We start from the raw sequence: 25,907 nt of genomic DNA, 5'->3' as shown, positions 1-25,907 counted from the left end.
TATGAAAAAACTAATCCTGCTTACTTCAGCCTTATCCATAGCGGCAACATTGTACGTAAACCAACCGTCGGCTACTAATACTAAAGACGAAACTGCAACCATAAACACGCTGCTAAACGATTGGCATGCGGCAGCAGGAAAAGCCGATTATAATGCTTATTTTGATAAGATAGCTGCCGATGGACATTACATGGGCACTGATGCTACCGAGAACTGGAGTAAAGAACAGTTTAGTGCTTTTGCAAAACCGTACTTTGACAAGGGCAAGGCGTGGAACTTTAAAGCACTGGAACGCCATGTATTTTTTGATAAGGACGGAAAAACGGCCTGGTTTGACGAGCTGCTTGATACCCAAATGAAAATTTGCCGTGGCAGTGGCGTTTTAAAAAAACAGGGTAAGGACTGGAAAATAAAACACTATGTGCTTTCTATGACGGTACCAAACGAAGTTTTAAAAGAGGTACTGCCTGCTAAAGCTAAGTATGAAGATGCGATTATAGAAAAGCTACGCTCAAAGTAATAGCTCTATTTAAATTTAAAAGGGGATAATGTATGCATAGCATAGACATTATCCCCTTTTTTTACTGCTGCGAACTGCGACTGCGACTGAAAACTATCTTAAATGCTCCAGCATATCTTTAGTCATTGCTTCCAGGTCAAAATCATGCTTCCAGCCCCAGTCTGTACGGGCGCTGTTATCATCAATACTTTGCGGCCAGCTATCCGCAATTTTCTGGCGGAAATCAGGCGCGTAGTCTATAGTAAAGTTGGGGATTTCTTTTTTAATAGCATTGGCAATCTCGGCAGGTGTAAAATCCATAGCCGATAAATTATAAGCCGAACGTATCTTTATGTCTTCTGCCGGGGCTTGCATAATTTCTATTGTAGCGCGAATGGCATCATCCATGTACATCATTGGCAAACGGGTTTCTTCGCTTAAAAAGCAGGTATATTTACCATCTGCCAGGGCTTTGTGGTAAATATCAACAGCATAATCTGTAGTGCCACCGCCGGGAGGCGTACTCCAGCTTATAAGGCCGGGGTAACGTATGCTGCGCACATCTACCCCATAAATATTGTGGTAGTATTCTGCCCAGCGCTCACCACTTTGCTTAGATATTCCGTACACCGTGCTTGGTTCCATAACGGTAAACTGCGGTGTATTTTGCTTAGGCGTAGTAGGCCCAAAAACGGCAATGCTGCTTGGCCAGAAAATCTTTTTAATCTTACCGGCTTTGGCAAGGTTAAGCACATGGAAAAGCGAATTCATATTCAGGTCCCATGCAAAGGCAGGATTTTTCTCGGCAGTAGCCGAAAGTAATGCCGCCATTAGGTACACCTCATCTACACCATGTTTTTCTATTACGTGTTCTACCTGATTATAGTCGAGCGCATTAACCACTTCAAACGGACCTGAAGCCACAAAAGCAGGGTCGCCTTTACGTACATCGCCCGCCACAACGGCATCGCTGCCATAAATACTGCGTAGTTTTTTAGTAAGCTCTGTGCCTATCTGGCCACATGCACCAATAATAAGAATTTTAGACATGGTAATAGTGTGTGTTTTATGATGCAAATATAAGCGATTACAATTATCAAATTCATTTTTATATCATCCTATTATAACAATGTATTGAAAGATTGTGATGCATAATAGAGTATTTGATTGAAATCTATAAAATTGAGATTCGTAACACCTATATTTCTATATAATTTTCAAACATAAAAAAACCTGCACAATGGCAGGTTTAGTAACTATGTATGTTATAAATTATTCTAAAATTTTAAACAACTTATCTGATAACCTTATCCTGAAAGGTAGGTTAAAAGTAACTTTATCACCCGCGGTGGCAACGCTGCCCTCCTGCCCGTTTACACGAAGCGCGGCAACAATTAGCTGTTGCTCTCCGGTGCTTGGGCCGGATATAAGTATACGGTCGCCTATTTTAAGCTCGCCCTGCTCTATGGTAAACTGCCCCACCTGTGCTTTAGGATAATAGTGTTCGCCTTTGCCTATAAGGGTTTTCTTAATCCTGGTGCGGGTTCCTTTAACTTTTGGAGCAATGGCAAGAGCCACATCGCTAAGTTCGCCACTTTGTTTAAACTGAAGTTTGTCAGATTTTCCTTTTCTAAAAATCATATTGCCTTTGTTAATGCCACGGCGCAGTGCCTTTTGCTCCTCTTCCGGCAGCTGCACAATTTCAAGACATTCGGTACTACAGGTATTGTGCATGGCATCTTTGCACTCGTCGCACTGAATAAACAGTAAATGGCATGCCTCGTTAGCGCAGTTAGTATGGTTGTCGCATGGTTTGCCGCACTGGTGGCACTGGGCAACAATATCGTCGGTAATGCGCTCGCCAAGGCGGGCATCAAACACAAAGTTTTTACCTATAAATTTACTTTCAAGCCCTTCGGCCTTAACCTGGCGTGTATATTCTATAATACCACCGTCAAGCTGGTACACATTTTTAAACCCTTTGTGCTTAAAAAAGGCAGATGCCTTTTCGCAACGAATACCCCCTGTACAGTACATCAACAGGTTTTTATCTTCTTTATAATCGGCAAGCTGGTTCTCTATAACCGGCAGCGACTCTCTAAATGTTTCCACATCGGGCGTAATGGCATTTCTAAAATGTCCTATCTCGCTCTCATAATGATTACGAAAATCTACAACAATAGTATTTGGGTCTTCCAGCATCTGGTTAAAATCCTTTGCCCCAAGGTGAATACCCTTATTGGTAACATCAAACGAGGCATCGTCCAGCCCGTCGGCCACCACCTTATCGCGCACCTTAATGGTAAGCTTAAGGAAAGACAGGTCGTCCTGCTCTACCGCAACATTAAGGCGGATATCTTTTAAAAACGGAATGGTATCTAAGTGGTCTTTAAACTGGTAAAAATGATCTGCCGGTAGCGATAGCTGGGCGTTAATACCTTCTTTGGCAACGTATATCCTCCCTAAAACCTCAAGTGGGTTCCAGGCAAGAAAAAGCGAATCGCGAAATTGTTTGGGATCTGTAATGTGAGAATAGGCGTAGAAAGACAGCGTAAGGCGCTGTTTGCCGCTATCTTCTATAAGAGCGGTTCTTTCTTCTGCGCTTAAAGTGTTGAACAGTTGCATGCTATACAATTTTTAAGTAAGAAATATCAATATGTATGGCTCCTGATGGCGGAACCGCTGCAAAGGTAGAAATTTTTTAGGATGGGGCAAATTTAAATTGTACCGGCAATTTCAGAAGTCCAGTCCTCTAAATTAATGTTTGTTATTTGCCTGAAATGTTTTGTATTATTAGTAACCATTGTAAGCTTATGAGTTACTGAAGTTACACCAATTAAAAGATCGAAATCATCAATAGGAGTTCCCGCTTTTTGCAGCCTTGCTTTTTCATCTGCATATAAATCTAATGAATGAAATATTGGGAGTATCTGTACACCAGTTAAAAAGTCATTTAAAGCTTTTTTATTCTTTTCCGGCTTTTCACTTTTTGCAACTCCAAATTTCAATTCTGCCAGTGTGATTTCTGAGATGTAGCAATCGTCAGATGATAACGCATCAAACTTTTTATTAAGGCTAAATTTGCCTTTCATATAAAAGATAGCAATATTAGTATCAATAAGGTATTTCAAAACTCTTCAATCTCTCTGGTTGATAATCTGCTTGCCCGAATTTCTTCAATAATTTGTTCTGCACTTTTTTTAGAATCAAATGCGCCAAAAGCCTTCCCAAACGAAGTTTTTTTCCTGGTAAGGTCGGTTTTTATAGATTTGGTTAGTTTAGATATAAGGTCAAGTTTATTTGCTGTGCTTAAGTTGTCTAAAAGCCCAACATAACCTTCTATAATACTTGTATTTATTTCTGCAGATTTCATATAACGAAGATACAAAAAATATTTATTGCCAGATTAAGTATTTGCACCCTCTCCTTAATCCTGTCTTAACACCCAAAACTAAACTTTTTCCTATTTTTGAATTTCACATTTTTCACATGAAAAACCTTAAACTCTTTATAACCGCCTGTCTACTATTTACCCTTACAGGCTTTGCGCAAAATAATAACTGCGTTATTGCCCACCGTGGTGCGTGGAAAACCAACAACCTGCCCGAAAACTCTATAGCATCTTTAAAGCAGGCAATAGCTTTGGGTTGTTATGGGTCTGAATTTGATGTACACCTTACTAAAGACAGCATTATTGTAGTGAACCACGACCATACCTTTTATGGCCTACCCATAGAAACCAGCGCCTATGCCGAACTGCTTACCAAACAACACCCCAACAGCGAAAAGATACCCACACTTGAAGCCTACCTGCGTGAGGGATTAAAGCAGAAAAAGACAAAGCTTATACTGGAAATTAAAACATCTGAAGTTAACCCGGAGCGTTCCTCCCTGCTTACTAAAATGAGTGTTGCCGTGATAAAAAAACTAAAAGCCGAAAAGCAGGTAGAATACATTTGCTTTAGTTATGATGTAGGCAAACTGGTGCATCAGCTTAGCCCCAAAGCTCAATTGGCCTACCTAAACGGAGACGTTGCTCCTGCACAGGCCAAGCAGGATGGCTATACCGGCCTTGATTATCATTACAGCGTTTACAAAGAACACCCCGACTGGATTAAGGAGGCTAAAGCGTTAGGCTTAACCATTAATGCCTGGACGGCTAACGACAAAACCCAAATGGAAACATTATTAAACCAAAAGGCAGACTATATCACTACGAACGAACCGGAGTTGTTGTTTGAGGTGATGAGGGAAAAATATACTAAACCGTAAAAGTTTTGTGTTTAAATGTACCAAATTTTATTTCTCAAAATTGAATATCATTAAATTTTTCGTTCATTCTGCATCCGGCATGCTACCGATGCAAAATCAAGCAATAAGTCAATTTCTAATAATGATATTTTTTATTCTTCAAACTGACAAAGCTCAATCTGCCATTGAGTGCATTAAAATATTCCGATTGTATTTATTCTAATAACCTAAACCAGTCTCGAACACTCAATTGTAATCTTAATTGCTCATCTTCAGCTAAAGAAGTACAATGTGCGATTGGACCTCTTAAAGTATTTAAACTAGACATTACTTTTTCAACAGCCCTTACACTTTTAAAAAGCAATGAAAAACTTACCCAATTAGATTTTATTATATCTGTTAATTCACCAAAAGTAGTAAAATCTAAAGGCTCTCTTGATCTTAAAGTAACACCGGAGTCGATTTCTTTCTGCATTCTTTTTTTAACTTCATCTTTAACAACCTGAGTTACTTTTACATCCCACCAATTTTCACCATATGGAGTTTCCATAGTCGTAGTAATCAAATCTCTAATAGATTTTTCTAAGCAATAAAATATCTCGTAATGTTTTGCCATAGATTGCGCTTCTTTCCTAATTTCAAAATCAAATTGCGGGTAATATGTTGTATCTTTCTTTATCTTGGCTTTTTTGCGACCCAAATCAATATTATATTTTTCCTCAATTTTGTCAAGTTCAAGCTCAACAAACTGATTAGTAACACCAAACACTTTGATTAAATTTTCTTCTCCTAAGTTTTTCATTTTTTAAGTAGATGTTCTTTTAAACTTTTAAAAATCGCATTGAATACAGCAATATCCGAAGTTTCAGGCAGGTTTAGATTAATAGTGTATGACAGATTAATAGAATCAATGCTATCATCCTGATGTGAAATTTTTGCTGTATTTTTTTTTACTTGAGGTTCTGGCTCTGGCTCTTTATTTTCCAATTCAGTAACAACCTCATTTAGTTTTTGAGATAAATTTTCAAAATCAGTGTATTTCTTAAGAGTTTCAATCGTACTTATTAATTTTTTTAACGCTTCATTTTTAGTATCTAATTCTAACTTCTCGACTAAGAAATTTTTTAAATCTTCCTTTGATAATTTGTGCCAATATTCATTTCGAGAATATAAATCCTTATATGCAATCGTAAATGCCTGAGCCATTGCATTACCGGAAATTTTTATATCTGGATTTCTAAATTGTTTGTAAATTTCTGTGGGAGTACCATCATTACTTATAAATCCTATTCTTTTCAGAAATGGTATAAAAGGTATTGTACTGCCGGATTTATTAAACTTTAAATTAGTAAATAAAAAGTCTTGACTAAATCGTGATGGTGGCGGAGCCTCTTGTATTTTTTTAAATAGTTCTTGAAGTAGTCCTGTTGCACTCACATACGGAGGAAGTTCTTTTGCCATGAATTGTTAATTTGATTTTGTTAAATTAACAAAAAAATCCTACTAAAATACATACACACAAATATTTATTCACACACCTTAATCTGCTTTGCCACCCCAAATAAAATCCTTAATTTTACATAAACTAATGTAAAAGAAATGAGCGCAGAAAAAGAAGCGAAACTAAAGGCATTACAGCTTACGCTGGATAAATTAGACAAGGCTTACGGTAAAGGAACGGTTATGAAACTGGGCGACCAGGCTGTAGAAGAGGTAGAAGCCATCCCTTCCGGCTCTCTTGGGGTAGACCTTGCACTTGGTGTAAACGGGTACCCTCGCGGCAGGATAATAGAAATATATGGCCCGGAATCTTCGGGTAAAACAACATTAACGTTGCACGCAATTGCAGAGGCTCAAAAAGCCGGTGGCATTGCTGCTTTTATAGATGCAGAGCACGCTTTTGATCGTGGCTATGCCGAAAAACTGGGTGTAGATGTGGTTAACCTTATCATCTCGCAGCCGGACAATGGTGAGCAGGCACTGGAAATTGCTGAGAACCTTATCCGCTCCGGCGCGATAGACATCGTGGTAATTGACTCTGTTGCGGCCCTTACCCCAAAAAGTGAGATAGAAGGCGAAATGGGCGACTCTAAAATGGGCCTTCATGCCCGTTTAATGAGCCAGGCATTGCGTAAGCTTACAGGTACAATTAGCAAAACTAACTGTACGGTTTTCTTTATTAACCAGCTACGCGAAAAAATAGGTGTTATGTTTGGTAACCCGGAAACTACTACGGGTGGTAACGCGCTTAAGTTTTATGCATCGGTACGTATAGATATCCGCCGTTCGTCTCAAATTAAAGATGGCGAGAATGTTATTGGTAACCGCACTAAAGTTAAGATCGTAAAGAACAAAGTAGCACCACCGTTTAAAACTGCCGAATTTGACATTATGTATGGCGAAGGTGTAAGTAAAACAGGCGAAATACTGGATCTTGCGGTAGAGTTTGAAATTATACGTAAAGCAGGTTCATGGTTTAGCTACGGCGACACCAAGCTTGGCCAGGGCCGCGATGCGGTTAAGGCGCTTATTAAGGATAACCCCGAAATGGCCGACGAGCTGGAACTGAAAATAAAAGATGCCATTAAGCAAAATATGGCTTAATACTAAAACCCGATTTATTTCGGGTTTTTTTATACCTTGTAACGCAACCTTTTAGTTTTTTTGCATCTAATGCTTGTAAAGGAAACTATATTACCATTGAAACGATTTATGAAAAAGTGTTTACTTCTCCTTGCCGTGCTGCTAATGCTAACTTCATGCTCTGTAGATAATGAGCCCAAGGTAAATTTTGACATTGTGTTTATACCTGCAGATAGTATTACCACTCCCGCATCGGTCACGCCCGGGCGCACCTATGCTATGGATATGTATTACAAAAAACCAAACGACTGCTTTTATGTTACCGATTTGTACAAGGAACCAAGCGGTTACACATTAACGCTTGCCGTACAGGCGTATTTTATACAGGATGCCACCTGTGCAGAGTCGTTAAATGTAGTGCCGGAAAAGGCTACCTATAATTTTCAGTGCCCATTAAATGCTACAGATAGTTATAAGTTTAAGTTTTACAAAGGAGATGATGCAGCAGGCAACAGTCAATTTATAGAGGTTGATATACCTGTAAGACAATAATATATAAACAGGAAACTAATTGGGTTTAGAACAGCTCATAAAAGATTGTCAGGAAAACAGTATAAAAGCACAGGAACAATTGTACCGCCTGCTTGCCCCCAAGCTGTTTGCGGTGTGCTTAAAGTACTCCCGCAGCCGCGTTGATGCCGAAGATAATTTACAGGATGGTTTCCTTTTAATTTTTAAAAAAATAAACCAGTACCGTTTTGAGGGTTCTTTTGAAGGATGGGCAAAAAGGGTAATGGTAAACAATGTATTGCAAAAGTACAGGACAGAGGGTATCTTTGAAATAATAAGCGAGAACATGCCCGAAGAGGCCGAAGTGGAAATAGAGGCTGATGATATACCAATGGAGTACCTCATGGCTATTATACAACAACTGCCAGACAGGTACCGTATGGTATTTAACCTGTATGTTATAGATGGGTATTCGCACAAAGAAATTGCTGCAATGCTTAATATTACAGATGGCACATCTAAATCTAACCTTGCAAGGGCGAGAATGATACTTAAAGAAAAAATTGAAACCCGCCAGGGTAATACCATACCTACCGCAAAATGAGCGAGAAAAAAAATATAGACAGGCTTTTTCAGGAAAAGTTTAAGGACTTTGAAGCCAACCCGCCCGAATTTATCTGGGATAATATACGGGAAGAGCTGGAAGAGAAGAAAAAAAGAAGAGTTGTCCCCATCTGGATAAGGCTATCCGGTGTAGCTGCTATTGTAGTAGTAGGGCTGCTGCTTGGGCTTTTCTTTAGTAATGGCAATACTGGCACAACAAACAACCCTGTTGTTTTAGATAATGCATCTGATAAACCGGCAGCATCACCATTTAAAACATTGCCTACAGATAAGTCTTCGGGACATGATATTAACTCGGGCAATGTATATGACCGTTCTAACAGGCCAACGGTAAATGACAACATTGTTGTAGATGCCAATAAAAAAGACACAAAAAACAATAATGGTTATGATAATGCAGGTAATGGTAAAACTGTAAAATCAGAAACAGAAGATGCGAGCACCAAACCTTTTAGCACCCCTGCAAAAAACGCTGTGGTTTATGGCACTAAAAACAACAAGGCTAACAGCACTAATACAACCGGTATTGTTACACAACCCGGCAAAGCCGTTGTAAGCAATACATCGTTTAAAAATAATAATGGCAGTAAGAACGGTGGTGCAGCTACATCTGCTTCAGGCAAAATTGCTAACCCTGATACCTATAAGCAAAATAATGCGGTGGCAAATAATCAATCGGCCACTGCCAAAAATAAGGCTGCCTTAAACAAGGGCAATAAAAACAGGTTTAACAATAATGCTGGTCAGCTTAATAATAGTGCTGTAGCAAACAATACGCCACCTGCAGGTACATCTGGCAAAGCTTCAAATAATAATAGCGGCACTGCACTAAATAACCTTACTCAAAAAAACAATGCTGTTGCAGGTAATGCGGCGGCATCTGTAAAAAATAACAGCAGTAACAATAATAACAATAATAACAATACTGCTATAGCAGCTACAGGCACAGATAAAGAAATACAGCCTTTAAACAATATAACACCTCCTGCAACTGTAAATAAAGACATCCCTTTAACCGAAACTGCCATTGCAGCTAATGATACCGTTAAACCGGAAAACGAGCTTGAGAAGCTTTTAAGAGAGAAAGAAGCAGGTAAGAAGGAAGAGAAAGCCCTTGCCGAAAATGCTAAAACCAATAAGTGGAATGTAAAGCCGCAACTGGCTCCGGTATTTTATAATTCATTGTCGCAGGGGTCGCCTATAGACGGGCAATTTGCAGGCAATGCCAAGAGTTACGAGAACGACCTTAGCTATGGTGTAGGCGTTAACTATGCCGTTAGCAAAAAGATTACAATACGATCTGGGGTTAATACCCTTAACCTTAATTATGAAACCCAGGGTGTAGAGTTCTATGCCTCGCTTAATAAGTCTACAACAAACGTAGCTGCCCGCACCAATGGAAACATCGTAGTACAAAACCAGGGCACCGGTAGTAACGCTACCCCTAACGCCTTTAATGAAAACCAGATGCCTGCAGGAACCTTTAACGGCTCTATGATGCAAAAAACGGGCTATGTAGAAGTACCTGTAGAAATGGCTTATGCCCTACTCGACAAAAAATTCGGGATAGACATTATAGGTGGTGTGAGCACGCTTTTTCTTAATGATAACAATGTAAGCGTAGTTTCTAATCAGGGATATGCAACTAATGTGGGCCAGGCCCAAAATCTTAATAGCATTCACTTTAGTACAAACATAGGTGTAGGTTTTAAATACCGTTTCTTTAAATCGTTTGAAGCTAATTTTGAACCCATGTTTAAATACCAGGTAAATACATTTAGCAGAGATTCCGGTAATTTTAAACCTTATTTTATAGGCCTTTATTCAGGCATAAGTTTTAGTTTTTAGGCTCTTGTTGGTTAGAGCTTAAGTTAAGTTAAAAGCATTCCGGGAGGGAGTGCTTTTATTTTTTTATACCTTTCTAAACATGGCTGTAGAGGCTGCTGCAAAGTATTTAAAATAATTATCTTTGCAGTAAAGAATGAAAGAGATTAAATGACTTTAGAAATTCAAATTAACCACCGCGACTTTGTACTGCATTGCTCCGGTGCATTATACTGGGTAGAAAAACGCATGCTGCTTATATCTGATGCGCACTTAGGCAAGGTATCACATTTTCGTAAATACGGTTCGGCGATACCGGGCGGTGCTATCCACAAAAACTTCCTGAAACTTAACGAAGCTGTAGCCTATTTTGAACCCGAAAGTATTTGCTTTTTAGGCGATCTTTTTCACAGCACGCTAAATAACGAGTGGCATTTGTTTAAAGAATGGGTAGAAGGCGTAGCTATTCCCATAGTACTTGTAGCCGGCAACCATGATATTATTTCGCCCACTAAATACCACGATATCAATGTAACAATAGTAAGCGAATGGTCTCTGGACGGTTTCCTGCTTACCCACCACCCCGAAGAGCGCAAAGATTTCTTTACCCTTTGCGGGCATATTCACCCATCTATACTATTAGCCGGTAAGGGGCGGCAGTTTTTAAAATTGCCCTGTTTTTTTCGTTCCCCGCATCAAATGATCCTTCCTGCCTTTGGAGAATTTACAGGCACGTATACCATGGAACCTGCAGAACATGATGTTGTATATGTAATTACTAAAGACGATGTGGTAGAAATAAGAAAGAGTTTATAAATGCAAAACTCCGGCAGGCGCTTATTGCACCTGCCGGAGTCCATATTTTTAACATGCTTATCTATTTCAATTCGCCGGCTTCGGCAATCCTTATGCCACCTGATGCCGAATTAGTAACCAATTGAAAGTAAACTATAGTACCATCTTTCTTTTTAAGGGCGTACACTTGTACAGGATTGTTCCAGTAGTCTAACGTGCTACCCAGTTTACCATCATATTTGTCCAGCTCTGCTTTCTTTATCTTGTCATCAAAGATCCTGACAGCACCTAAATCTGTGATTTTTTTTGCGTAGCTATCTTTAGCATAGGCCTGGCTCCATGGCTGTTCTTCCTTTACTTGTAAACCGGCATTAAATACTGGCCCTTTTACAGATACAAATACGCCATTTAAAGGTACAAATGTTTCGTCATAAATTTTTTGTTCGCCTTTTCCGTTCATATATTCAAGTCTTTCCGGCAGGGTTACATACGGGAAATCACCTACATCCTTAGTAGTAACCGGAATAGTTGCAGAATCAAAATCCGAACTCGCGGTATCAGCTTTCTTTTCTGCTGCAGGGGTCTCGGTAACAACAGTCGTAGAATCGGTTACAGTTTTGGTCTCACTCTTTTTATCTTTGTTGCAGGCCACTAATAATGCCATGGTAAGGGCACATAAAAATAATTTTTTCATTGTGATTGGTTTTGATCAAATGTAGGATTTTTAGTGCTTTGAGATAAGTTCAATTAACAAGGGTTTAACGGTTTTTACTCCAGGCGATACTGGTGATATTAACCTTCCCTCCTCAGCTTTTCCCTATGCATGGTTCCCCAATCGGCTAAAGAGCTAAGGACGTCGCCAAGCGTATGTGTATAATCAGTTGGCTCATACTCAACAACCACAGGTGTACCTGTATGTACAGTACGTTTTACAAAGCCATTTATTTCGAGGTCCTTTAACTCGTTGCTAAGCATCTTTGCCGAAATACCCTTTATAGCGCGCTGTATTTCGTTAAAGCGCCTGTGCCCTTCAGATAGAGCAATGATAATACGCAGTTTCCACTTACCGCCTATTACATATAGGGCATCGCCTACAGCATTTAATTTGCCATTACATTCCTCTACCGGCCCGCGAGGAAATCCTATTTGTTCTTCCATCCTTTTTAAGTTTACTAACCTGAATGTTACTAGTAACCTAAAGTATACTACTAACATTTGGTTAGTAAATGTACGTAATTTTGGCCTGTAATTAATACAAACTAAAATTTAAACCATGAAAAATATATTGCACATAATCAGCAGCACACGTGGAGAAGAGTCTGTAAGTACACAACTTGGCAACGCAATTGTAGAAAAACTAAGGGCAAGCGATGCAGGAATATTGACAACAACAGACCTTGAAAAATTCCCGTTATCGCACCTTAACGCGAGCCGTACAATTGCCATGCGCACACCGCAGGATTTACGTACTGCAGAACAAACAGAACTTTTAAAAGAATCTGACCAGGCTGTAGCTACTGTTTTTGCGGCCGATATAATTGTTATAAGCACACCACTTATAAACTTTAGCATCCCGTCATCATTAAAAGCATGGCTTGATAACATTGCCCGTGCAGGTGTTACCTTTAGCTATAGTGCCGAAGGGGCAAAGGGCCTTGTTACCGGCAAAAAAGTATATATAGCACTGGCATCCGGCGCCATTTATTCAGAAGGGCCCATGCAGCCGTACGACCATGCGGTACCTTACCTAAAAAGTATGCTGTCCTTTATTGGCATGACAGATATAACGGTTCTTCGGGCAGAGGGCACCAGCATACCCGGCATTCAGGATATTGCTTTAGAGAAAGCCATTGAGAGTTTTGCGGTTGCAGTGTAACCATATCTTAAAATGCATTGAAAAGCTTTTATTACCTATATGTGGGTTGTAAAAGCTTTTTTTGTTGAGGCATCCTATGGTATTATAAAATAATTATAGGATGCAACCAATATTTATATTTAATTTTGGATTATAACGATTATCAATTCTAAAATGAAAAACACCTTTCTATCCATCCTGTTCCTTACAACCACTTTTGCTTTTGCCCAAAAGCAGGAAATGCAATGGCTTAACAAACCAAAGAATATTGAAGGTAAAGCCGATAAGCTAACATTTACTGTAGAACCTGGTACTGATTTTTGGCAGGTTACACATTATGGTTTTAAGCGCGATAACGGGCCCTTTACGTATATTGAGGCAGATGGTAATTTTGAAGTAAGCGTAAAAGTTACCGGAAATTATAACGAGCTATTTCATCAGGCGGGATTGATGATTCGCATCGACGAAAAAAACTGGATAAAAACCGGGATAGAATTTGTAGACGGCAAACAGAATGTAAGTGCCGTGGTAACGAGGGATGTGTCCGACTGGTCGGTTATTACCCGTAAGGACAGCCCAAAATCGGTTTGGTTAAAGCTTTTGCGCAAAGGCGATTATGCTGAAATAAAATATTCGTTTGACGGTAAAAATTATGAGATGCTGCGGCTGGCTTATTTTCCGCCAAATGTAAAAGTGCAGGTCGGCATGGTAGCGGCTGCTCCGGGCAAGCTTAGTTTTCCTGTAACTTTTGAGAATTTCGAAGTTAAGAAAGTGGAGTAAGGATGGACACGTACGCTTCCATTTCGATTGAAGCGCAGCGTAATAGAGAAATCTTGATGAAATATAGAGATTTCTCCTTCGTCGAAATGGAACACCAACTATTTGATAGATTAACTACGGCACCCATATCATTCGAGTCATAGCGCTAATGTTACGGTTATCTCCAGATGCCGGTATGCCCGCTACAATACCTAAACTTACCTTTGGCGAGAACGCCACTTTAAATTGAGGGCGTACTACAAAAGAGGGTTTTTGTTCAGAGAATTCCATATTGGTTTCCAGCCCTATAAAGTTACCGTTAGTAAACACATAGTGCAGGTTGGCGTTTACTTCCATTACGGTATTCCATGTTTTGGTTTCAAAAAGCTGTTCCATAACGGGGCCGGTATACAGCAGGGTATGTATGTGCGGTGTAAGCCTTTTGGCTGCAATAAAAATGGGGTTGTAGGTGGTGCCTTCAAACAATTTTCCATGATGGCCAATATCCGGCAACGAAGAAAATTCCATTTCCTGAATGTACCCCACAGCCATAGAGGTCTGGTATTTTTTAGATACCAAAAATGTGTATTGCGTGGCAAGTTTAATACCCTCTACACGATTGCCGGGTAGCGGGTCACGTGCATCATTAGCGGTATGCCCGTACATTTCGAAAGGAACTTCCACTTCCAGTCCCAGCCTGTTGGCTACGGCAAACTCATATTCGGCAAAACCTTTATAGGCTACGTATTCTTTTTCGTCGTTTATGCCAAAACCCACATTAAGTTCGTGCTCGCCTTTGCGTGCACCAAGATCTCGGATGAGGTCTACATACAGCGGTTCGGCATGGTGTAGCTTTAATGGTTTCGCAGAAACATCGTTTTTAGCAATGGTGTCGCCCAGGACTTGGGCATGAGTATTTATCGAAATTAAAAGGAGCGTTATGGCAGTAAATAAAATCTTCATAATCGTTGTATTTGCTCCAAAACTATGGTTGCAAATAGGAAACAATTAGGAAAAACGAGCTATCCCTAAAAAATGGGAATTGTTTAACACGCCTGTTTTTAAATTCTGAAAGGGTTATAAAATCGTAGTACTTTTAAAATTTACACAAAAAACCTGCAAAATTTCTAAAAGCTTGCAGGTTGATTTATGTTTGATAGACTACTTAACCAAATGAAGTTCGTTAAGTAAAGTAGTAATAAAACTAAGTTCTTCTTTGTTGAGTTTAACATCTACCGCCCTTGCATTTTGCACCGATTGTTCGGCATTACGTGCTCCGGCCAAAGCAATGGTAATGGCGGGCTGCTCTATTGTCCAGCGCAGTACAAGCTGCGATAATGTTGCATTTTTCTCTGCGGCAAGCGGACGTAGTTTATCTAAAAACTCATTCGTTCGTTTTAGGTTCTCGTCGTTATAAAAGTAAATGTTAGCACGATGGTCGCCTTCTTCAAAGGTGTAACCGGGTTTCATTTTGCCGGTAAGCAAGCCTCGTTCCAGCGGGCTGTAAGCAATTATTGATTTTACAGCTTCGAGCGAATAAGGCACTAATTCCTTTTCTATATCGCGCTTTACCATGCTATATGGCACCTGGTCGCTAACAATATCTACATACTTATTAGCTTCTGCAACCTGCTCTGCAGTATAATTACAAACCCCTGCATGGCGCACTTTACCCTGTTTAATAAGTTCGGCAACGGTTTCCATGGTCTCCTGAATGGGAGTGGTTACATCCGGCCAGTGAATTTGGTACAGGTCAATATAATCGGTCTTTAACCTGCGCAGGCTGTCTTCGCACTCTTTTATAATGCTTTCCCGGCCTGCATATTTGTAAATATCAATATCGTTGCCGCTGTTGTCTTTGCTTTTCATGGCAAGGGTGCCTTTGGCAAGATCCCAGCGCATACCATATTTGGTAATTATCTGTACTTTATCGCGTGCAATACCCTGCAGTGCTTCGGCAACAATTTCTTCGCTGTCGCCCTGCCCGTAAACAGGTGCGGTATCTATAGAGGTTACACCCTCGTCGTACGATTTGCGAATGGCATCAATAGAGCCGCTACGTTCTGTACCACCCCACATCCATCCTCCGGCTGCCCATGCGCCAAAGGTTATTACTGATAATTCAAGATCACTATTCCCTATTTTCCTGTATTCCATTTTATTTAGTTTTCAGTCTCAGTCCCGGTAGGCAGTCGCTACAGGGAGACTAAGAATTATTTATATGTATTTTATCTGAGTGAAGTTCCTGTAAACTGCGACTGCGACTGTGACTTTCTGCCTACTGCCACTAATCACTATTCTATCGCCTTAACCCTGTTTACTAAAAAGGCAATGCCTATGCCAAATATTCCTATCAGCGCAAATGACATTTTAAGCCCTACTGCGTGGGCAATGTACCCAATAACAGGCGGACCTATTAAGAACCCTAAAAAGCTAACGCTCGATACTGCCGTTAGTGCCTTACTTGGCTCTATGCCCGGGGTTTTACCTGCAATGCTGTATACGCCCGGTACCACGGTACTAACACCAAGCCCCACCAGCATAAAACCTATAGCTGCCGGAATTATATAAGGCAAAAATACCGCAAGGTACATACCACCCGAAATCAACACACCACTTACCTGCAATACCCTTTTGCGGCCAAAACGTGCCGTTACCTTATCGCCTATAAAACGGCCCGATGCCATCATGATCATAAAGGAAGTATAACCAAGAACTACAAGCGATTCCGGTGCTTTTACCACTTCTTTAAAATATACACCGCTCCAGTCGAACATTATACCTTCGCTTACCATACTGCAAAAACCTATAACTCCAAGCCATACCAACGCGGGGTTAAGTTTGGGCAGGAAACTCCTTTTTTTCTCCGCTTCTATTGCCTGTGGTTTTGCAGGCCTTGTTTTTACAAGATGGCGAAAGTTTAAGGCAATAACGATATATAGTATTAGTGCTACTATGGCAAAGTGAATACGCGGTGGCAGGCCAATATTCATCATTAGTAAACCTATAAGCGCACCTGTAAAACCGGCAAGGCTCCACGCGCCGTGAAACGACGACATGATAGGTTTATTGAAAATACCCTCGGTAAGTAAACCCTGTGTGTTGACAGATATATTAGTAAAATTACTAAATACTCCAAAAAAGAACAAAGACAGCATAAGATGCCAGCGCTCATGGCCAAACCCAAGCGATACCATGGCAGCTATATACATAATAATGCCCGCAACAACAGTTTTACTGCTGCCATACCGCACTACAATTTTAGCAGAAAAGGGCATCATGAGCAACTGCCCACAGGGTATAGAAAATAATACGGTACCAAGATCGGCCTCGCTAAGGTGCAGCGTTTCCTTAATATCGGGTATTCGGCTTGCCCATGTGGCAAACGTAAGCCCCATAGAAAAATAAAAAAGCGATACGGCCAGGCGCATGCGGTTAAGGTAGCTTTGTTTTGCCTCTTTGTAAGCTTTAAGCGGCTTGCGAACCTTGCGTGATAAGTTTATTTCGGTATCCATAATTTGCAAATATACAACACCCTTACTTCTTTAAAAACTCTTTAAACGGGCCAATAAATTTATCGTAAGCCTCTATGTGCGGCAGGTGGCCCACATTGTCTATTTCTACTAAGGTAGCGTTTTTTATTTTCTTTGCAGTCTCGCGGCCTAAAACGGGATAGTTGCCCAGCTTTTCCTGAACGTCTTTTGGCGCTTTGCCTTTTCCTAAAGCCGTACGGTCGCGCTGGCCTATAATCAGCAACACCGGCATTTTAAGATTCTCAAATTCATATACTATCGGCTGGGTAAAGATCATGTCATAAGTAAGCGCTGCATTTTTTGCAATTACAGGATACTCTTTATTCAGCGTCCACCCGGCATTAATGTTTAGCCAGCGGTCATATTCCGGTTTCCATTTGTTATCGTAGTAAAATTTAAGCTGGTAGTCTTTCATTTTTTGGTAATCCTGTTTTAGCTCGGCGGCATACCAGTCGTCTACGCTTTGGTACGGCACAACGGTTTTCCAGTCTTCCAGCCCAATGGGGTTTTCCAGGATAAGTTTTTCTACCGTGTCCGGATACATCAATGCAAAGCGGGTAGCTACCATACCACCCATCGAGTGCCCCAAAAGGTATATTTTAGATACTTTAAGCTCATCTAATATGGCTTTTGTATTTTGTGCCAATAGCTGAAAGCTGTACTGTATATCAGTAGGTTTGGACGATTTACCAAAACCTATCTGGTCGGGCATGATAACGCGGTAGCCATCTTTAGACAGTGCATTTGCAGTTTGCTCCCAGTATGCCGCGCTAAAATTCTTGCCATGCAAGAGCACCACGGTTTTACCATTAGGCGTGGCAGGCTGTATATCCATATATGCCATAACCAGTTTTTGTCCCTGTATGCTGAGGTTTATCTCTTTAACCGGAAATGGGTATTTAATATTTTCGAGCATAAGCCCCGATGCTTCAAGAGGCTTGTCCTGTGCGTGAGCCGATATGGCCATTGCCACAAGGAGGATAAGGTTTAGTATTGTTTTCATTTTTTAATAATTTGCGCAAATGTTGTGATTGTTCACGTAGTTGCCAATGCTATTTATCATACACCTCCGGGTTAACACATTTAACCAGTTTCTCACCTTTAAATGCTGCTATAACATTTTTTGCAGCGAGCACTGCCATAGCATCGCGCGTTTCCTGCACCGCCGACCCTATATGCGGCAGTACCGATACATTAGGCATATCAAGGAGTGGATTATTTTTATCCATAGGTTCGGGGTTGGTAACATCCAGCCCTGCTCCCCAAATGGTGCCGTTCTCTAAAGCCTCTCTAAGGTCGGCTTCATTGTGTATTCCACCGCGTGCTGTATTGATAAATATAGCATTAGGTTTCGTTTTGGCGAAAGCTTCCTTATTGAAGATGCCTTTAAGTTCATCGGTTAAATTAGCATGTACCGATAGTACATCACTTTGCTGTAATAGTTCTTCAAATGAAACCTTTTTCGCATCCAGTTCTTTTTCGGCCTGTTCGTTATTGCTGCGGTTATGGTAAATAATGTTCATACCGTAAGCACTTTTACAAAGCTTCGCCATTTCGTAGCCTATATTGCCAAGGCCTAATACGCCCAGTGTTTTACCATGAATATCGATACCCAAATCGGCAGTAGGGGAAAAGAAATCCCAGTCGCCCTTAGCAATCCTTTTATGATGGTAAAATGCTTTGCGCGATGTAGCCAGCAACAGTAAAAAAGCAGTATCGGCAGTAGCTTTGCTCAGTACATCGGGCGTATGCCCAATAGGAATCTTAAACTTGGTGGCCGCAGCTACATCTACATTATCATACCCAACAGAAAATAACGAGATCACTTTTAAATGGCTGCAAGCTTCTAAAAAAGCCGTGTCAACCTTTCTGCGCCCCGATAGTAGTATACCATCGGCAACTTTGCAATCGTCTATAAGTTCTTCCTGCGTAAGTTCCCTGTCTTCGCTCCATTGGGTTACTTTATAACCTTCAGCTTCTAAGAGGTCTATGCCTGCCTGCGGCATTTTGCGTGTTGTAAATACTTTCATAATCGTTAGTTCCTGCAAGGTTTCTAAAACCTTGTGGGTGTTTTATAAAATGAATAATGTTAAACCTACAAGGTTTTAGAAACCTTGCAGGTTGGAAGAGTTACCACGCACTCTCCTGCGTTAACAGCTCAATTTCGTGGGCGGTTATAGCAAGGTCTGGTGCCTGGATGATGCTTTGCAGCTGCTCTATACTGGTAGCACTTACAATAGGCGCTGTAACCGACGGGCGGTGTATAAGCCACGCCAGTGCAACGGTTGCCGGATTAGAGTTCAGGGTTTTAGAAACCTCATCTAACGCTGCAAGGATTTTAAAGCCACGGTCGTTAAAATGTTTATCCATATCGCCGCCGCGTGCACTTTTGCCAAGATCAGCTTTTGTGCGGTATTTACCGGTAAGGAATCCGCTGGCTAAAGAAAAATAAGTAATAACCCCAAGGTTATTGCCGAGGCATAGAGGCTCTATTCCATTCTCGAACTTTTCCCTTTCGTACAGGTTATATTCCGGCTGAAAAGTCTGGTACAGCGGCAGGCCGTTTGCAGCAGCAATTTCTAACGATTCTTTAAGCCTGTTCGGCGAAAGGTTAGAGGCACCAATGTGGCGCACTTTGCCTTCTTTAATCAATTGAGCATAAGCTTCAAGCGTTTCTTCAATAGGTGTGCTTTCGTCGTCAAAATGGGTTTGGTACAAATCGATATGGTCAGTCTGTAACCGTTTAAGCGAATCTTCGGCAGCCTGCAAAATGTATTTTTTGGCAAGGCCTTTTTTACCGTTGCCCAGGTCGCTGCCCACTTTAGTGGCAATAATAACCTCGTTGCGGTTCTTGTTCTTTTTTAACCAGTTGCCTATAATGGTTTCACTCTCTCCGCCTTCGTTACCCGGTTTCCAGCGTGAATATACATCGGCGGTATCTATAAAATTAAAGCCTGCGCCGGTAAAGGCATCCAGTATTTCGAACGATTTTTTCTCGTCTATGGTCCACCCAAAAACATTACCGCCAAAGGTTATAGGGTATACGTGCAAATCGGTAGTGCCTAATTGTCTTTTTTCCATGATAATAAATCTTATATTATAACTTAATCACGCGTTTTTGTTCGCTGCTTGCGCTGGCAGCATCTATAATTTTCATTACCCTCAAGCCATCCTCGGCAGTAACGGGTTCCGGTTTATCTTCGGTAATAGATTGGTACAGTCCATCAAACAAATCGTAGTAATTGCCTTGTAGGGTAGGGATAGTTTGTCGTATTACCACACCATCAACCTCTGTATGTAACAGGCCCGATTTTTCTATGGGTTCAGTACCCCAGTCGGTCAGGTTAGGTTTTGCTCCTGTTTTAAGAGTGTCTTCCTGTATGTCTCCGCGGTCTTTAAAGAAACTGCCTTTACGCCCCTGGATGATGTAAGCCGGAAGTTGCTCACGGTTAAAGAAACCCGCATGCAGGCGAACGCGCTTATCAGCATAAAATAATGTAATATCTATATTGTCATCTACCAGAGATCCCTCCCTAAGTGTACGAATATCTGCCGAAACCGCTTCCGGATACCCGAAGAGGTAAATGGCCTGGTCTATAATATGCGGGCCAAGGTCTTTTAATACACCCGCACCGGCATTGGCGCCCTCTTTCCATGCTTTAGGGCTAAGGTTAGGATTATAACGATCAAAACGTATTTCGGCTTCCACTATCGCACCCAGAAGTTTCTGGTCGAGCACACTCTTAACCGTTTTAAGGTCAGAGTCCCAGCGCCTGTTCTGGAAAACGGTAAGCTTGAGTCCCTTTTCTTTGGCAAGGTTAAGCAGCTCTTCCGCTTCGGCGGCTGTGGTGGTAAATGCTTTTTCTACCAGGGCATTCTTTCCTGCCTCCAGTACTTTTTTGGCAAATTCGTAGTGGGTATCTACCGGTGTGTTTACTATTACAAGTTCGGCATCGCTGGCTAAAACTTCCTCTAAAGTGGCATAGCTTTTAACTTCGGGATAATCCTGCTGAATAAGTTGTTTACTGCGTTCCCAGCTTCCTAAAAGTTCAAAACCTTCATGGAGTTGTAAAAATGGTGCATGAAACACTTTGCCCGACATGCCGTAAGACAGCAGGGCTGTTTTGATTTTTTTTTGCATTGTAATTTATTTTAGGTACACCGTGATCCCTTTAAGGATGTTGGTGGACATATTATGGCATATAAATTTTACCACATAGATGCATAGGTTTTATAGTTTATCTGTTGAAGAAAAACATAGCTGAAGCTACGCTTCTGCTCCTCCCTATGTGAAAAATTTATTTCTATCTAACCTTTAATACAGTTTGGCCTATGTATCTATGTGTTAAAAATTATTCAGTTGTATGATATGTTCACTTGCTATAATGAACTAAATTTCTATAATGAATCCCTGATAAAGCAAGAATCTTAGAGATTTTTCGACTTCGTTGCACTTCGCTCAAAATGACAATCGCTCATTAAATTATTTTATAAATATGCTATGTCATTGTAGCGACGGAAGAATCTATTTTAAAAATTCGCCGCTATTGTTCATTAATAAATAAGCATTCCTTGAAAACTAAAACGCCCTGCCCTGTTTTTGCATGGCTCTTTCGTATTGCTTAGGCCAAAGTACATTTACATCGAGCTCATGGGCAAACCGTAGCGGAAGGTTAGGGTCGCGTAACGATTCGCGGGCGAAAAGCACAAGGTCGGCTTCACCATTATTAATGATGTCTTCGGCTTGTTTAGCATCGGTAATAAGGCCTACGGCACCCGACAATAATCCCGACTCATGTTTAACACGTTTTGCAATAGGTACCTGGTAGCCCGGGCCAACAGGGATTTGCTGGTGCGATACCGCCCCGCCCGATGAACAGTCTATAACATCTACGCCGGTATGTTTTAACCTTTTGGCTAATTCAACCGATTCGTCCTCGTTCCAGCCGCCCTCAGCCCAGTCGGTTCCGCTTATACGAACAAATAATGGTAAATCTACAGGCCATTCGCTTTGCACAGCATCTATAATTTCCAGTAAAAAACGGATTCGGTTATCAAAACTTCCGCCATATTCGTCGGTACGCTGGTTACAAAGCGGCGACAAAAACTGGTGTATAAGATAACCGTGTGCAGCATGAATTTCTACAACTTTATAGCCCGCTTCAAGTGCCCTTTTGGCAGCAGCCTTAAAATCGGCTATTACTTTCGCAATACCTGCCTTATCTAACTCTAATGGTGGGTGCTCTTCATCTTCGCTATAGCGAATGGGGCTTGGGGCAACGGTGCGCCAGCCATTTTCTTCGAGCGTAAGCTTGCGGCTGCCCTGCCACGGGGCCGTTGTGCTTGCTTTACGGCCTGCATGTGCGAGCTGAATACCGGGGAATGCGTTTTGCGCCTGTATAAAAGCAGTTATCTGTTTGTATTTTTCAATGTGCTCATCGCTCCATATACCCAGGTCTTCGGGCGAAATCCTGCCTTCGGGCGATACTGCCGTGGCTTCCTGAATAATAAGGGCAGCCCCACCCACAGCACGCGCACCAAGGTGTACCAGGTGCCAGTCGTTAGCAAAACCGTCTTCGGCGCTGTACTGGCACATAGGCGATATAACAATCCTGTTCTTTAATATAATACTCTTAAGCTGGAGGATAGAAAATAGTGATGACATAATTTAGTGTTTTAGTTTATGGTCTATAGATAAACGGTTGGTTTCAATATGGTTTAGTAAGTAAGCAGCAATAGCGCCGTGAATAAGCTGCGAGGGTATGGCGCTCCATTCCTCAATCATAGACGAGCCAAATATCAGCACAAGCATAATACCTGCCGCCGCTACAAGTGCTGTGCGGGTAAACAATCCTGCAAGTAATAGTATGCCAGTTAGTAATTCGGCTACCGGCAAGACGTAACTAAAGGGAGTAACCAAAGCCTGAGGCAGCATCGATTTAGAGAACGACTGCACCATCCACTCACTAAATTTGGTAAGTTTGGGCAGGCGCACCAGCCCGTGGCCAAAAAAGCTCATGCCCAGTAACAGCCGTAATAATAAGTAAGGTAAAGGCTTTATCATAATAGCAGGGATTTAAGGTGAAACCCAAAATATTTCCGCATGAATAATCTTACGGATTAAATTTAATAATTGTAAAGTTACCCCGCAATGTTTAATTGCAAATTGCATTCGTCATTATTAACAAACATTTAAATATCTGCTTCAAAATTTAAATAGTAGTAAGTAAATCAGAAAACACTATTTTTGTGCGTTACTTTGTTGAATTAAAACTTAAAAATGGATACACTTATTCAGATTGCCCAGTTGGTATTAATGTTGTCTATACTGGTAATACTGCACGAATTTGGTCACTACATAACCGCAAAAATGTTTAAAGTAAGAGTAGAGAAATTCTACCTTTTTATGGATGCGGGATTTTCATTATTCAAGAAAAAAATAGGCGAAACAGAGTGGGGCTTAGGCTGGCTGCCGTTAGGAGGATATGTTAAATTATCCGGAATGATAGACGAAAGCATGGATACGGAGCAGCTAAAGAGCGAGCCACAGCCGTGGGAATTTCGTTCTAAGCCGGCCTGGCAGCGCCTTATAATCATGATGGGTGGTATTATTGTAAATATATTGCTTGCATGGTTAATATTTACTGTAGTATACAGTACGTATGGTAAAAAATATATTTCTACAGAGGTTACCCAGCAGGATGGCCTTGCCTTTGGCGAAACCGGAAAAAAAGTAGGTTTTAAAGACGGCGATAAAATTATTAAGGCCGATGGCAAATACCAGCCGCGTTTTGACAGGATGGTGCTTGATGTGCTGCTTGGCGATAATGTTGAGGTACTGCGCGACGGTAAGCCCGTTACCATACCGCTTAGCGATGAGAGTAAAAAAATGATACTGGAAACCGAAGGCCGCGATTTTATGCACCCTATGGTTAACAGAGTAACGATAGATTCTGTTTCTCCATCATCTGGCGCTGATAAGGCCGGCCTTAAAGTGGGCGACCAGATAGTCGGAGTGCAGGGTAAAAAGTTTATGTACATAGGGCAGCTTAGCGAGCAGGCTTTTAAACACAAAAAAGGCGCTATAGAGCTTGATATAGTAAGGGGCGGGCAGCCGCTTAAAGTTAACACCGGCGTAGATAGCCTGGGTGTAGTAGGCATCATGCAAAAACCTACTGTAGCGAAAGAATATATAATTAAAGAGCACTACAACTTCTTTTCGGCCATTCCGGTTGCTATGCGCGAGTCTTACGACCTTATAGTGTATAATATTAAGCAGTTTAAATTAATCCTTCGCCCAAGTACGGGTGCCTACAAGCAGGTAACAAGTGTTGTGGGTATAGCATCTAAGCTGCCTACTTCATGGAACTGGGAGTTTTTCTGGAACTTTACCGCGCTTTTTTCTATAGGGCTTGCCTTTATGAACATCCTTCCTATACCGGGCCTTGACGGTGGCCATGCCATATTTACCATTGCCGAAATGGTTACAGGGCGCAGGCTGGGAGACAAAGCAGCGGGCGTTGTACAAACCGTTGGTATGGTTATCTTGTTAAGCCTTATGGCTTTAGTTTTTGGTAAAGACATCTACCAATTGATCGTGAATTAGGCCTCGAAAAAAAGTTTAATTTTTTTTGATATTTTTTTTGCGAAACTGAAAAATGGTTATATATTTGCACCGCAATAAAGGCGAAACATTAGCCTTTAAGAATGAGAAAAACCAGGTAATTTTAAAGAGGTTTTAACCTTATAAAAGTTACGAAACAATATACAGTTTCCTCCTTAGCTCAGTTGGTTAGAGCATCTGACTGTTAATCAGAGGGTCCTTGGTTCGAGCCCAAGAGGGGGAGCTTAAAAGCCTTACAGCAATGTAAGGCTTTTTTTATGCTTATGATTTTCGCTCAATTATGCATTACGTTTATATTTTACATTCCGATAAATTAAACAGATACTACACGGGTTATACATCAGATATAAATACCCGCTTAGAATTTCACGAAAATTCAGATTCGCGAAAGTTTACGTATAACGCAGATGATTGGGTACTCGTATTTTCTTTAGAGTGCGAGAACAAAACACAGGCTCTGGCAATAGAGAAACATATTAAGCTCATGAAAAGCAAGACATACATTCAAAACCTGTTGATATATCCTGAAATGGTTACAAGGTTGAAGGAAAAATATAAACCTTAGTCCAATTGGTTAGAGCATCTGACTGTTAATCAGAGCCCCGATGAAAAGCAAGACATACATTCAAAACCTGCTAATATATCCTGATATGGCTACAAAGTTGAAGGCAAAATATAACCCTTAGTCAAATTGGTTAGAGCATCTGACTGTTAATCAGAGCCCCGATAGCTATCGGGGTTGGTTCGAGCCCAAGAGGGGGAACTTAAAGAAGCCGTCTCAATATTCAATTGAGGCGGTTTTTTCATTTTTAGCATTATTATATTAGGCTATTATATTTTTCAGGTCAGGATATTTTTCAAGTGGCTTACGCCGCTATTTTCTTTCTCAGATTGTGTGCTAAGGCCATTAATCCGAACTCTAATTCTACTTTTTCAAGTCCTTTTAAAGTAAACCTCTTAAAATTGTTATTGTGTTTGAGATGTGCGAACACAGGTTCTACATCGGCAGAGCGCTGTTTTCTTTTTTGTAACCCTTTTTCGCTTAAAAGC

General features: G+C 41.0%; 29 protein-coding genes and 2 tRNA genes. 13 read left to right on the top strand and 18 right to left on the bottom strand.

Annotated elements, in window-relative coordinates; all coding sequences use genetic code 11:
- The first annotated feature begins 1 nt into the window (after nt 1).
- Nucleotides 2–520, top strand: coding sequence for a nuclear transport factor 2 family protein (locus F565_RS0109105; protein ID WP_020212911.1), 519 nt, complete (start codon nt 2–4; stop codon nt 518–520).
- A gap of 93 nt (nt 521–613) precedes the next feature.
- Here the strand turns inward: F565_RS0109105 and F565_RS0109100 are convergent, their stop codons facing one another.
- From F565_RS0109100 to F565_RS0109085, 4 genes are all read right to left on the bottom strand, one after another.
- Nucleotides 614–1,549, bottom strand: a complete 936-nt coding sequence (locus F565_RS0109100) for an L-threonine 3-dehydrogenase (RefSeq protein WP_020212910.1) — start codon at nt 1,547–1,549, stop codon at nt 614–616.
- 222 nt (nt 1,550–1,771) lie between these two features.
- Nucleotides 1,772–3,124 (bottom strand): oxygen-dependent tRNA uridine(34) hydroxylase TrhO, encoded by a 1,353-nt coding sequence (trhO, locus tag F565_RS0109095; RefSeq protein WP_020212909.1) that lies wholly within the window; start codon nt 3,122–3,124, stop codon nt 1,772–1,774.
- 92 nt (nt 3,125–3,216) lie between these two features.
- Nucleotides 3,217–3,630 carry a type II toxin-antitoxin system VapC family toxin gene (locus F565_RS0109090; protein ID WP_026299975.1) on the bottom strand — a complete coding sequence of 138 codons (414 nt, stop codon included), beginning with the start codon at nt 3,628–3,630 and terminating at the stop codon, nt 3,217–3,219.
- On the bottom strand, nt 3,627–3,872 hold the full coding sequence (locus F565_RS0109085) for a hypothetical protein (RefSeq protein ID WP_020212907.1): 246 nt from the start codon (nt 3,870–3,872) through the stop codon (nt 3,627–3,629). The genes F565_RS0109090 and F565_RS0109085 overlap by 4 nt, the downstream gene beginning before the upstream one ends.
- A 116-nt stretch (nt 3,873–3,988) precedes the next feature.
- Here F565_RS0109085 and F565_RS0109080 point away from each other — a divergent pair, with 116 nt between their 5' ends.
- Nucleotides 3,989–4,771, top strand: a complete 783-nt coding sequence (locus F565_RS0109080) for a glycerophosphodiester phosphodiesterase (RefSeq protein ID WP_020212906.1) — start codon at nt 3,989–3,991, stop codon at nt 4,769–4,771.
- A gap of 193 nt (nt 4,772–4,964) precedes the next feature.
- On the opposite strand, the gene F565_RS0109070 is transcribed toward F565_RS0109080, so the two are convergent.
- Complete coding sequence (locus F565_RS0109070; RefSeq protein WP_020212904.1) at nt 4,965–5,552, bottom strand: Swt1 family HEPN domain-containing protein; 588 nt, start codon at nt 5,550–5,552, stop codon at nt 4,965–4,967.
- Entirely contained in the window at nt 5,549–6,211 is a 663-nt protein-coding gene (locus F565_RS0109065; RefSeq protein ID WP_020212903.1) for a DUF5343 domain-containing protein, read from the bottom strand. The genes F565_RS0109070 and F565_RS0109065 overlap by 4 nt, the downstream gene beginning before the upstream one ends.
- A 138-nt stretch (nt 6,212–6,349) precedes the next feature.
- Here F565_RS0109065 and recA point away from each other — a divergent pair, with 138 nt between their 5' ends.
- The 5 genes from recA (at nt 6,350) to pdeM (ending at nt 11,107) form a co-directional block, all read left to right on the top strand.
- On the top strand, nt 6,350–7,354 hold the full coding sequence (gene recA / locus F565_RS0109060) for a recombinase RecA (protein WP_020212902.1): 1,005 nt from the start codon (nt 6,350–6,352) through the stop codon (nt 7,352–7,354).
- 108 nt (nt 7,355–7,462) lie between these two features.
- On the top strand, nt 7,463–7,885 hold the full coding sequence (locus F565_RS0109055; protein WP_154652579.1) for a hypothetical protein: 423 nt from the start codon (nt 7,463–7,465) through the stop codon (nt 7,883–7,885).
- Nucleotides 7,886–7,904: 19 nt separating this feature from the next.
- Entirely contained in the window at nt 7,905–8,447 is a 543-nt protein-coding gene (locus F565_RS0109050) for an RNA polymerase sigma factor (RefSeq protein ID WP_020212900.1), read from the top strand.
- Nucleotides 8,444–10,315, top strand: a complete 1,872-nt coding sequence (locus F565_RS22335; protein WP_020212899.1) for a hypothetical protein — start codon at nt 8,444–8,446, stop codon at nt 10,313–10,315. The genes F565_RS0109050 and F565_RS22335 overlap by 4 nt, the downstream gene beginning before the upstream one ends.
- A 147-nt stretch (nt 10,316–10,462) precedes the next feature.
- On the top strand, nt 10,463–11,107 hold the full coding sequence (gene pdeM / locus F565_RS0109040; protein WP_020212898.1) for a ligase-associated DNA damage response endonuclease PdeM: 645 nt from the start codon (nt 10,463–10,465) through the stop codon (nt 11,105–11,107).
- A 61-nt stretch (nt 11,108–11,168) separates the two neighbouring features.
- Here pdeM and F565_RS0109035 read toward each other — a convergent pair whose 3' ends face one another.
- Both F565_RS0109035 and F565_RS0109030 read right to left on the bottom strand, forming a co-directional pair.
- Nucleotides 11,169–11,780 (bottom strand): hypothetical protein, encoded by a 612-nt coding sequence (locus F565_RS0109035; protein WP_020212897.1) that lies wholly within the window; start codon nt 11,778–11,780, stop codon nt 11,169–11,171.
- A gap of 98 nt (nt 11,781–11,878) precedes the next feature.
- Nucleotides 11,879–12,244 (bottom strand): winged helix-turn-helix transcriptional regulator, encoded by a 366-nt coding sequence (locus tag F565_RS0109030; RefSeq protein WP_051087086.1) that lies wholly within the window; start codon nt 12,242–12,244, stop codon nt 11,879–11,881.
- Nucleotides 12,245–12,359: 115 nt separating this feature from the next.
- Between F565_RS0109030 and F565_RS0109025 the strand changes: the two genes are divergently transcribed.
- Nucleotides 12,360–12,962 carry an FMN-dependent NADH-azoreductase gene (locus F565_RS0109025; RefSeq protein WP_020212895.1) on the top strand — a complete coding sequence of 201 codons (603 nt, stop codon included), beginning with the start codon at nt 12,360–12,362 and terminating at the stop codon, nt 12,960–12,962.
- Nucleotides 12,963–13,115: 153 nt separating this feature from the next.
- Nucleotides 13,116–13,721 (top strand): DUF1349 domain-containing protein, encoded by a 606-nt coding sequence (locus F565_RS0109020; protein ID WP_020212894.1) that lies wholly within the window; start codon nt 13,116–13,118, stop codon nt 13,719–13,721.
- 114 nt (nt 13,722–13,835) lie between these two features.
- On the opposite strand, the gene F565_RS0109015 is transcribed toward F565_RS0109020, so the two are convergent.
- The 9 genes from F565_RS0109015 to F565_RS0108975 form a co-directional block, all read right to left on the bottom strand.
- Nucleotides 13,836–14,663, bottom strand: coding sequence for an HAEPLYID family protein (locus F565_RS0109015; protein WP_020212893.1), 828 nt, complete (start codon nt 14,661–14,663; stop codon nt 13,836–13,838).
- A 198-nt stretch (nt 14,664–14,861) separates the two neighbouring features.
- Nucleotides 14,862–15,857 (bottom strand): aldo/keto reductase, encoded by a 996-nt coding sequence (locus F565_RS0109010; protein ID WP_026299973.1) that lies wholly within the window; start codon nt 15,855–15,857, stop codon nt 14,862–14,864.
- A gap of 137 nt (nt 15,858–15,994) precedes the next feature.
- Nucleotides 15,995–17,215, bottom strand: a complete 1,221-nt coding sequence (locus F565_RS0109005) for an MFS transporter (RefSeq protein WP_020212891.1) — start codon at nt 17,213–17,215, stop codon at nt 15,995–15,997.
- A gap of 22 nt (nt 17,216–17,237) precedes the next feature.
- Nucleotides 17,238–18,236 (bottom strand): alpha/beta fold hydrolase, encoded by a 999-nt coding sequence (locus tag F565_RS0109000; RefSeq protein ID WP_020212890.1) that lies wholly within the window; start codon nt 18,234–18,236, stop codon nt 17,238–17,240.
- 49 nt (nt 18,237–18,285) lie between these two features.
- Nucleotides 18,286–19,263 (bottom strand): 2-hydroxyacid dehydrogenase, encoded by a 978-nt coding sequence (locus F565_RS0108995; protein WP_020212889.1) that lies wholly within the window; start codon nt 19,261–19,263, stop codon nt 18,286–18,288.
- A gap of 100 nt (nt 19,264–19,363) precedes the next feature.
- A complete protein-coding gene (locus F565_RS0108990; RefSeq protein WP_020212888.1) occupies nt 19,364–20,314 on the bottom strand; it encodes an aldo/keto reductase in 951 nt (316 codons plus the stop codon).
- A 16-nt stretch (nt 20,315–20,330) separates the two neighbouring features.
- Complete coding sequence (locus F565_RS0108985; protein ID WP_020212887.1) at nt 20,331–21,374, bottom strand: Gfo/Idh/MocA family oxidoreductase; 1,044 nt, start codon at nt 21,372–21,374, stop codon at nt 20,331–20,333.
- 438 nt (nt 21,375–21,812) lie between these two features.
- Nucleotides 21,813–22,898 (bottom strand): NADH:flavin oxidoreductase/NADH oxidase, encoded by a 1,086-nt coding sequence (locus F565_RS0108980; protein WP_020212886.1) that lies wholly within the window; start codon nt 22,896–22,898, stop codon nt 21,813–21,815.
- 3 nt (nt 22,899–22,901) lie between these two features.
- Nucleotides 22,902–23,297 (bottom strand): DoxX family protein, encoded by a 396-nt coding sequence (locus F565_RS0108975; RefSeq protein WP_020212885.1) that lies wholly within the window; start codon nt 23,295–23,297, stop codon nt 22,902–22,904.
- Nucleotides 23,298–23,513: 216 nt separating this feature from the next.
- Here F565_RS0108975 and rseP point away from each other — a divergent pair, with 216 nt between their 5' ends.
- The 4 genes from rseP to F565_RS22850 all read left to right on the top strand — a co-directional run bounded on the left by rseP (nt 23,514) and on the right by F565_RS22850 (nt 25,620).
- Complete coding sequence (gene rseP, locus F565_RS0108970) at nt 23,514–24,839, top strand: RIP metalloprotease RseP (protein WP_020212884.1); 1,326 nt, start codon at nt 23,514–23,516, stop codon at nt 24,837–24,839.
- A 167-nt stretch (nt 24,840–25,006) separates the two neighbouring features.
- Nucleotides 25,007–25,080: transfer RNA gene (locus tag F565_RS0108960), tRNA-Asn, on the top strand.
- Nucleotides 25,081–25,137: 57 nt separating this feature from the next.
- Nucleotides 25,138–25,422: a GIY-YIG nuclease family protein gene (locus tag F565_RS0108955; protein WP_020212883.1), complete on the top strand. Its 285-nt coding sequence runs from the start codon at nt 25,138–25,140 to the stop codon at nt 25,420–25,422.
- A 114-nt stretch (nt 25,423–25,536) separates the two neighbouring features.
- Nucleotides 25,537–25,620, top strand: a tRNA-Asn gene (locus F565_RS22850).
- Between the two features lie 103 nt (nt 25,621–25,723).
- Here the strand turns inward: F565_RS22850 and F565_RS21395 are convergent.
- Nucleotides 25,724–25,907 (bottom strand): transposase (locus tag F565_RS21395; protein WP_020212882.1); only part of this gene is annotated, 184 nt, incomplete at its 5' end.

The sequence above is a fragment of the Flavobacterium rivuli WB 3.3-2 = DSM 21788 genome, from assembly GCF_000378485.1.
GTDB classification, from domain to species: domain Bacteria; phylum Bacteroidota; class Bacteroidia; order Flavobacteriales; family Flavobacteriaceae; genus Flavobacterium; species Flavobacterium rivuli.
Note: the sequence above shows the minus strand (reverse complement) of the source record. Positions and strands in the feature narration are given on the sequence as shown.

What these genes read in the sequence shown, in the direction of transcription:
- F565_RS0108980 (WP_020212886.1), bottom strand. Translation starts at nt 22,898, where the DNA reads ATGTCATCACTATTTTCTATCCTCCAGCTTAAGAGTATTATATTAAAG.
- F565_RS0109030 (WP_051087086.1), bottom strand. Translation starts at nt 12,244, where the DNA reads ATGGAAGAACAAATAGGATTTCCTCGCGGGCCGGTAGAGGAATGTAAT.
- F565_RS0109025 (WP_020212895.1), top strand. Translation starts at nt 12,360, where the DNA reads ATGAAAAATATATTGCACATAATCAGCAGCACACGTGGAGAAGAGTCT.
- F565_RS0109065 (WP_020212903.1), bottom strand. Translation starts at nt 6,211, where the DNA reads ATGGCAAAAGAACTTCCTCCGTATGTGAGTGCAACAGGACTACTTCAA.
- F565_RS0109005 (WP_020212891.1), bottom strand. Translation starts at nt 17,215, where the DNA reads ATGGATACCGAAATAAACTTATCACGCAAGGTTCGCAAGCCGCTTAAA.
- F565_RS0109000 (WP_020212890.1), bottom strand. Translation starts at nt 18,236, where the DNA reads ATGAAAACAATACTAAACCTTATCCTCCTTGTGGCAATGGCCATATCG.
- F565_RS0108955 (WP_020212883.1), top strand. Translation starts at nt 25,138, where the DNA reads ATGCATTACGTTTATATTTTACATTCCGATAAATTAAACAGATACTAC.
- pdeM (WP_020212898.1), top strand. Translation starts at nt 10,463, where the DNA reads ATGACTTTAGAAATTCAAATTAACCACCGCGACTTTGTACTGCATTGC.
- F565_RS0108990 (WP_020212888.1), bottom strand. Translation starts at nt 20,314, where the DNA reads ATGGAAAAAAGACAATTAGGCACTACCGATTTGCACGTATACCCTATA.
- F565_RS0109105 (WP_020212911.1), top strand. Translation starts at nt 2, where the DNA reads ATGAAAAAACTAATCCTGCTTACTTCAGCCTTATCCATAGCGGCAACA.
- recA (WP_020212902.1), top strand. Translation starts at nt 6,350, where the DNA reads ATGAGCGCAGAAAAAGAAGCGAAACTAAAGGCATTACAGCTTACGCTG.
- F565_RS0108995 (WP_020212889.1), bottom strand. Translation starts at nt 19,263, where the DNA reads ATGAAAGTATTTACAACACGCAAAATGCCGCAGGCAGGCATAGACCTC.
- F565_RS0109010 (WP_026299973.1), bottom strand. Translation starts at nt 15,857, where the DNA reads ATGGAATACAGGAAAATAGGGAATAGTGATCTTGAATTATCAGTAATA.
- F565_RS0109015 (WP_020212893.1), bottom strand. Translation starts at nt 14,663, where the DNA reads ATGAAGATTTTATTTACTGCCATAACGCTCCTTTTAATTTCGATAAAT.
- F565_RS0109020 (WP_020212894.1), top strand. Translation starts at nt 13,116, where the DNA reads ATGAAAAACACCTTTCTATCCATCCTGTTCCTTACAACCACTTTTGCT.
- F565_RS0109055 (WP_154652579.1), top strand. Translation starts at nt 7,463, where the DNA reads ATGAAAAAGTGTTTACTTCTCCTTGCCGTGCTGCTAATGCTAACTTCA.
- F565_RS0109100 (WP_020212910.1), bottom strand. Translation starts at nt 1,549, where the DNA reads ATGTCTAAAATTCTTATTATTGGTGCATGTGGCCAGATAGGCACAGAG.
- trhO (WP_020212909.1), bottom strand. Translation starts at nt 3,124, where the DNA reads ATGCAACTGTTCAACACTTTAAGCGCAGAAGAAAGAACCGCTCTTATA.
- F565_RS0109080 (WP_020212906.1), top strand. Translation starts at nt 3,989, where the DNA reads ATGAAAAACCTTAAACTCTTTATAACCGCCTGTCTACTATTTACCCTT.
- F565_RS22335 (WP_020212899.1), top strand. Translation starts at nt 8,444, where the DNA reads ATGAGCGAGAAAAAAAATATAGACAGGCTTTTTCAGGAAAAGTTTAAG.
- F565_RS0109035 (WP_020212897.1), bottom strand. Translation starts at nt 11,780, where the DNA reads ATGAAAAAATTATTTTTATGTGCCCTTACCATGGCATTATTAGTGGCC.
- F565_RS0109085 (WP_020212907.1), bottom strand. Translation starts at nt 3,872, where the DNA reads ATGAAATCTGCAGAAATAAATACAAGTATTATAGAAGGTTATGTTGGG.
- rseP (WP_020212884.1), top strand. Translation starts at nt 23,514, where the DNA reads ATGGATACACTTATTCAGATTGCCCAGTTGGTATTAATGTTGTCTATA.
- F565_RS0108985 (WP_020212887.1), bottom strand. Translation starts at nt 21,374, where the DNA reads ATGCAAAAAAAAATCAAAACAGCCCTGCTGTCTTACGGCATGTCGGGC.
- F565_RS0108975 (WP_020212885.1), bottom strand. Translation starts at nt 23,297, where the DNA reads ATGATAAAGCCTTTACCTTACTTATTATTACGGCTGTTACTGGGCATG.
- F565_RS0109070 (WP_020212904.1), bottom strand. Translation starts at nt 5,552, where the DNA reads ATGAAAAACTTAGGAGAAGAAAATTTAATCAAAGTGTTTGGTGTTACT.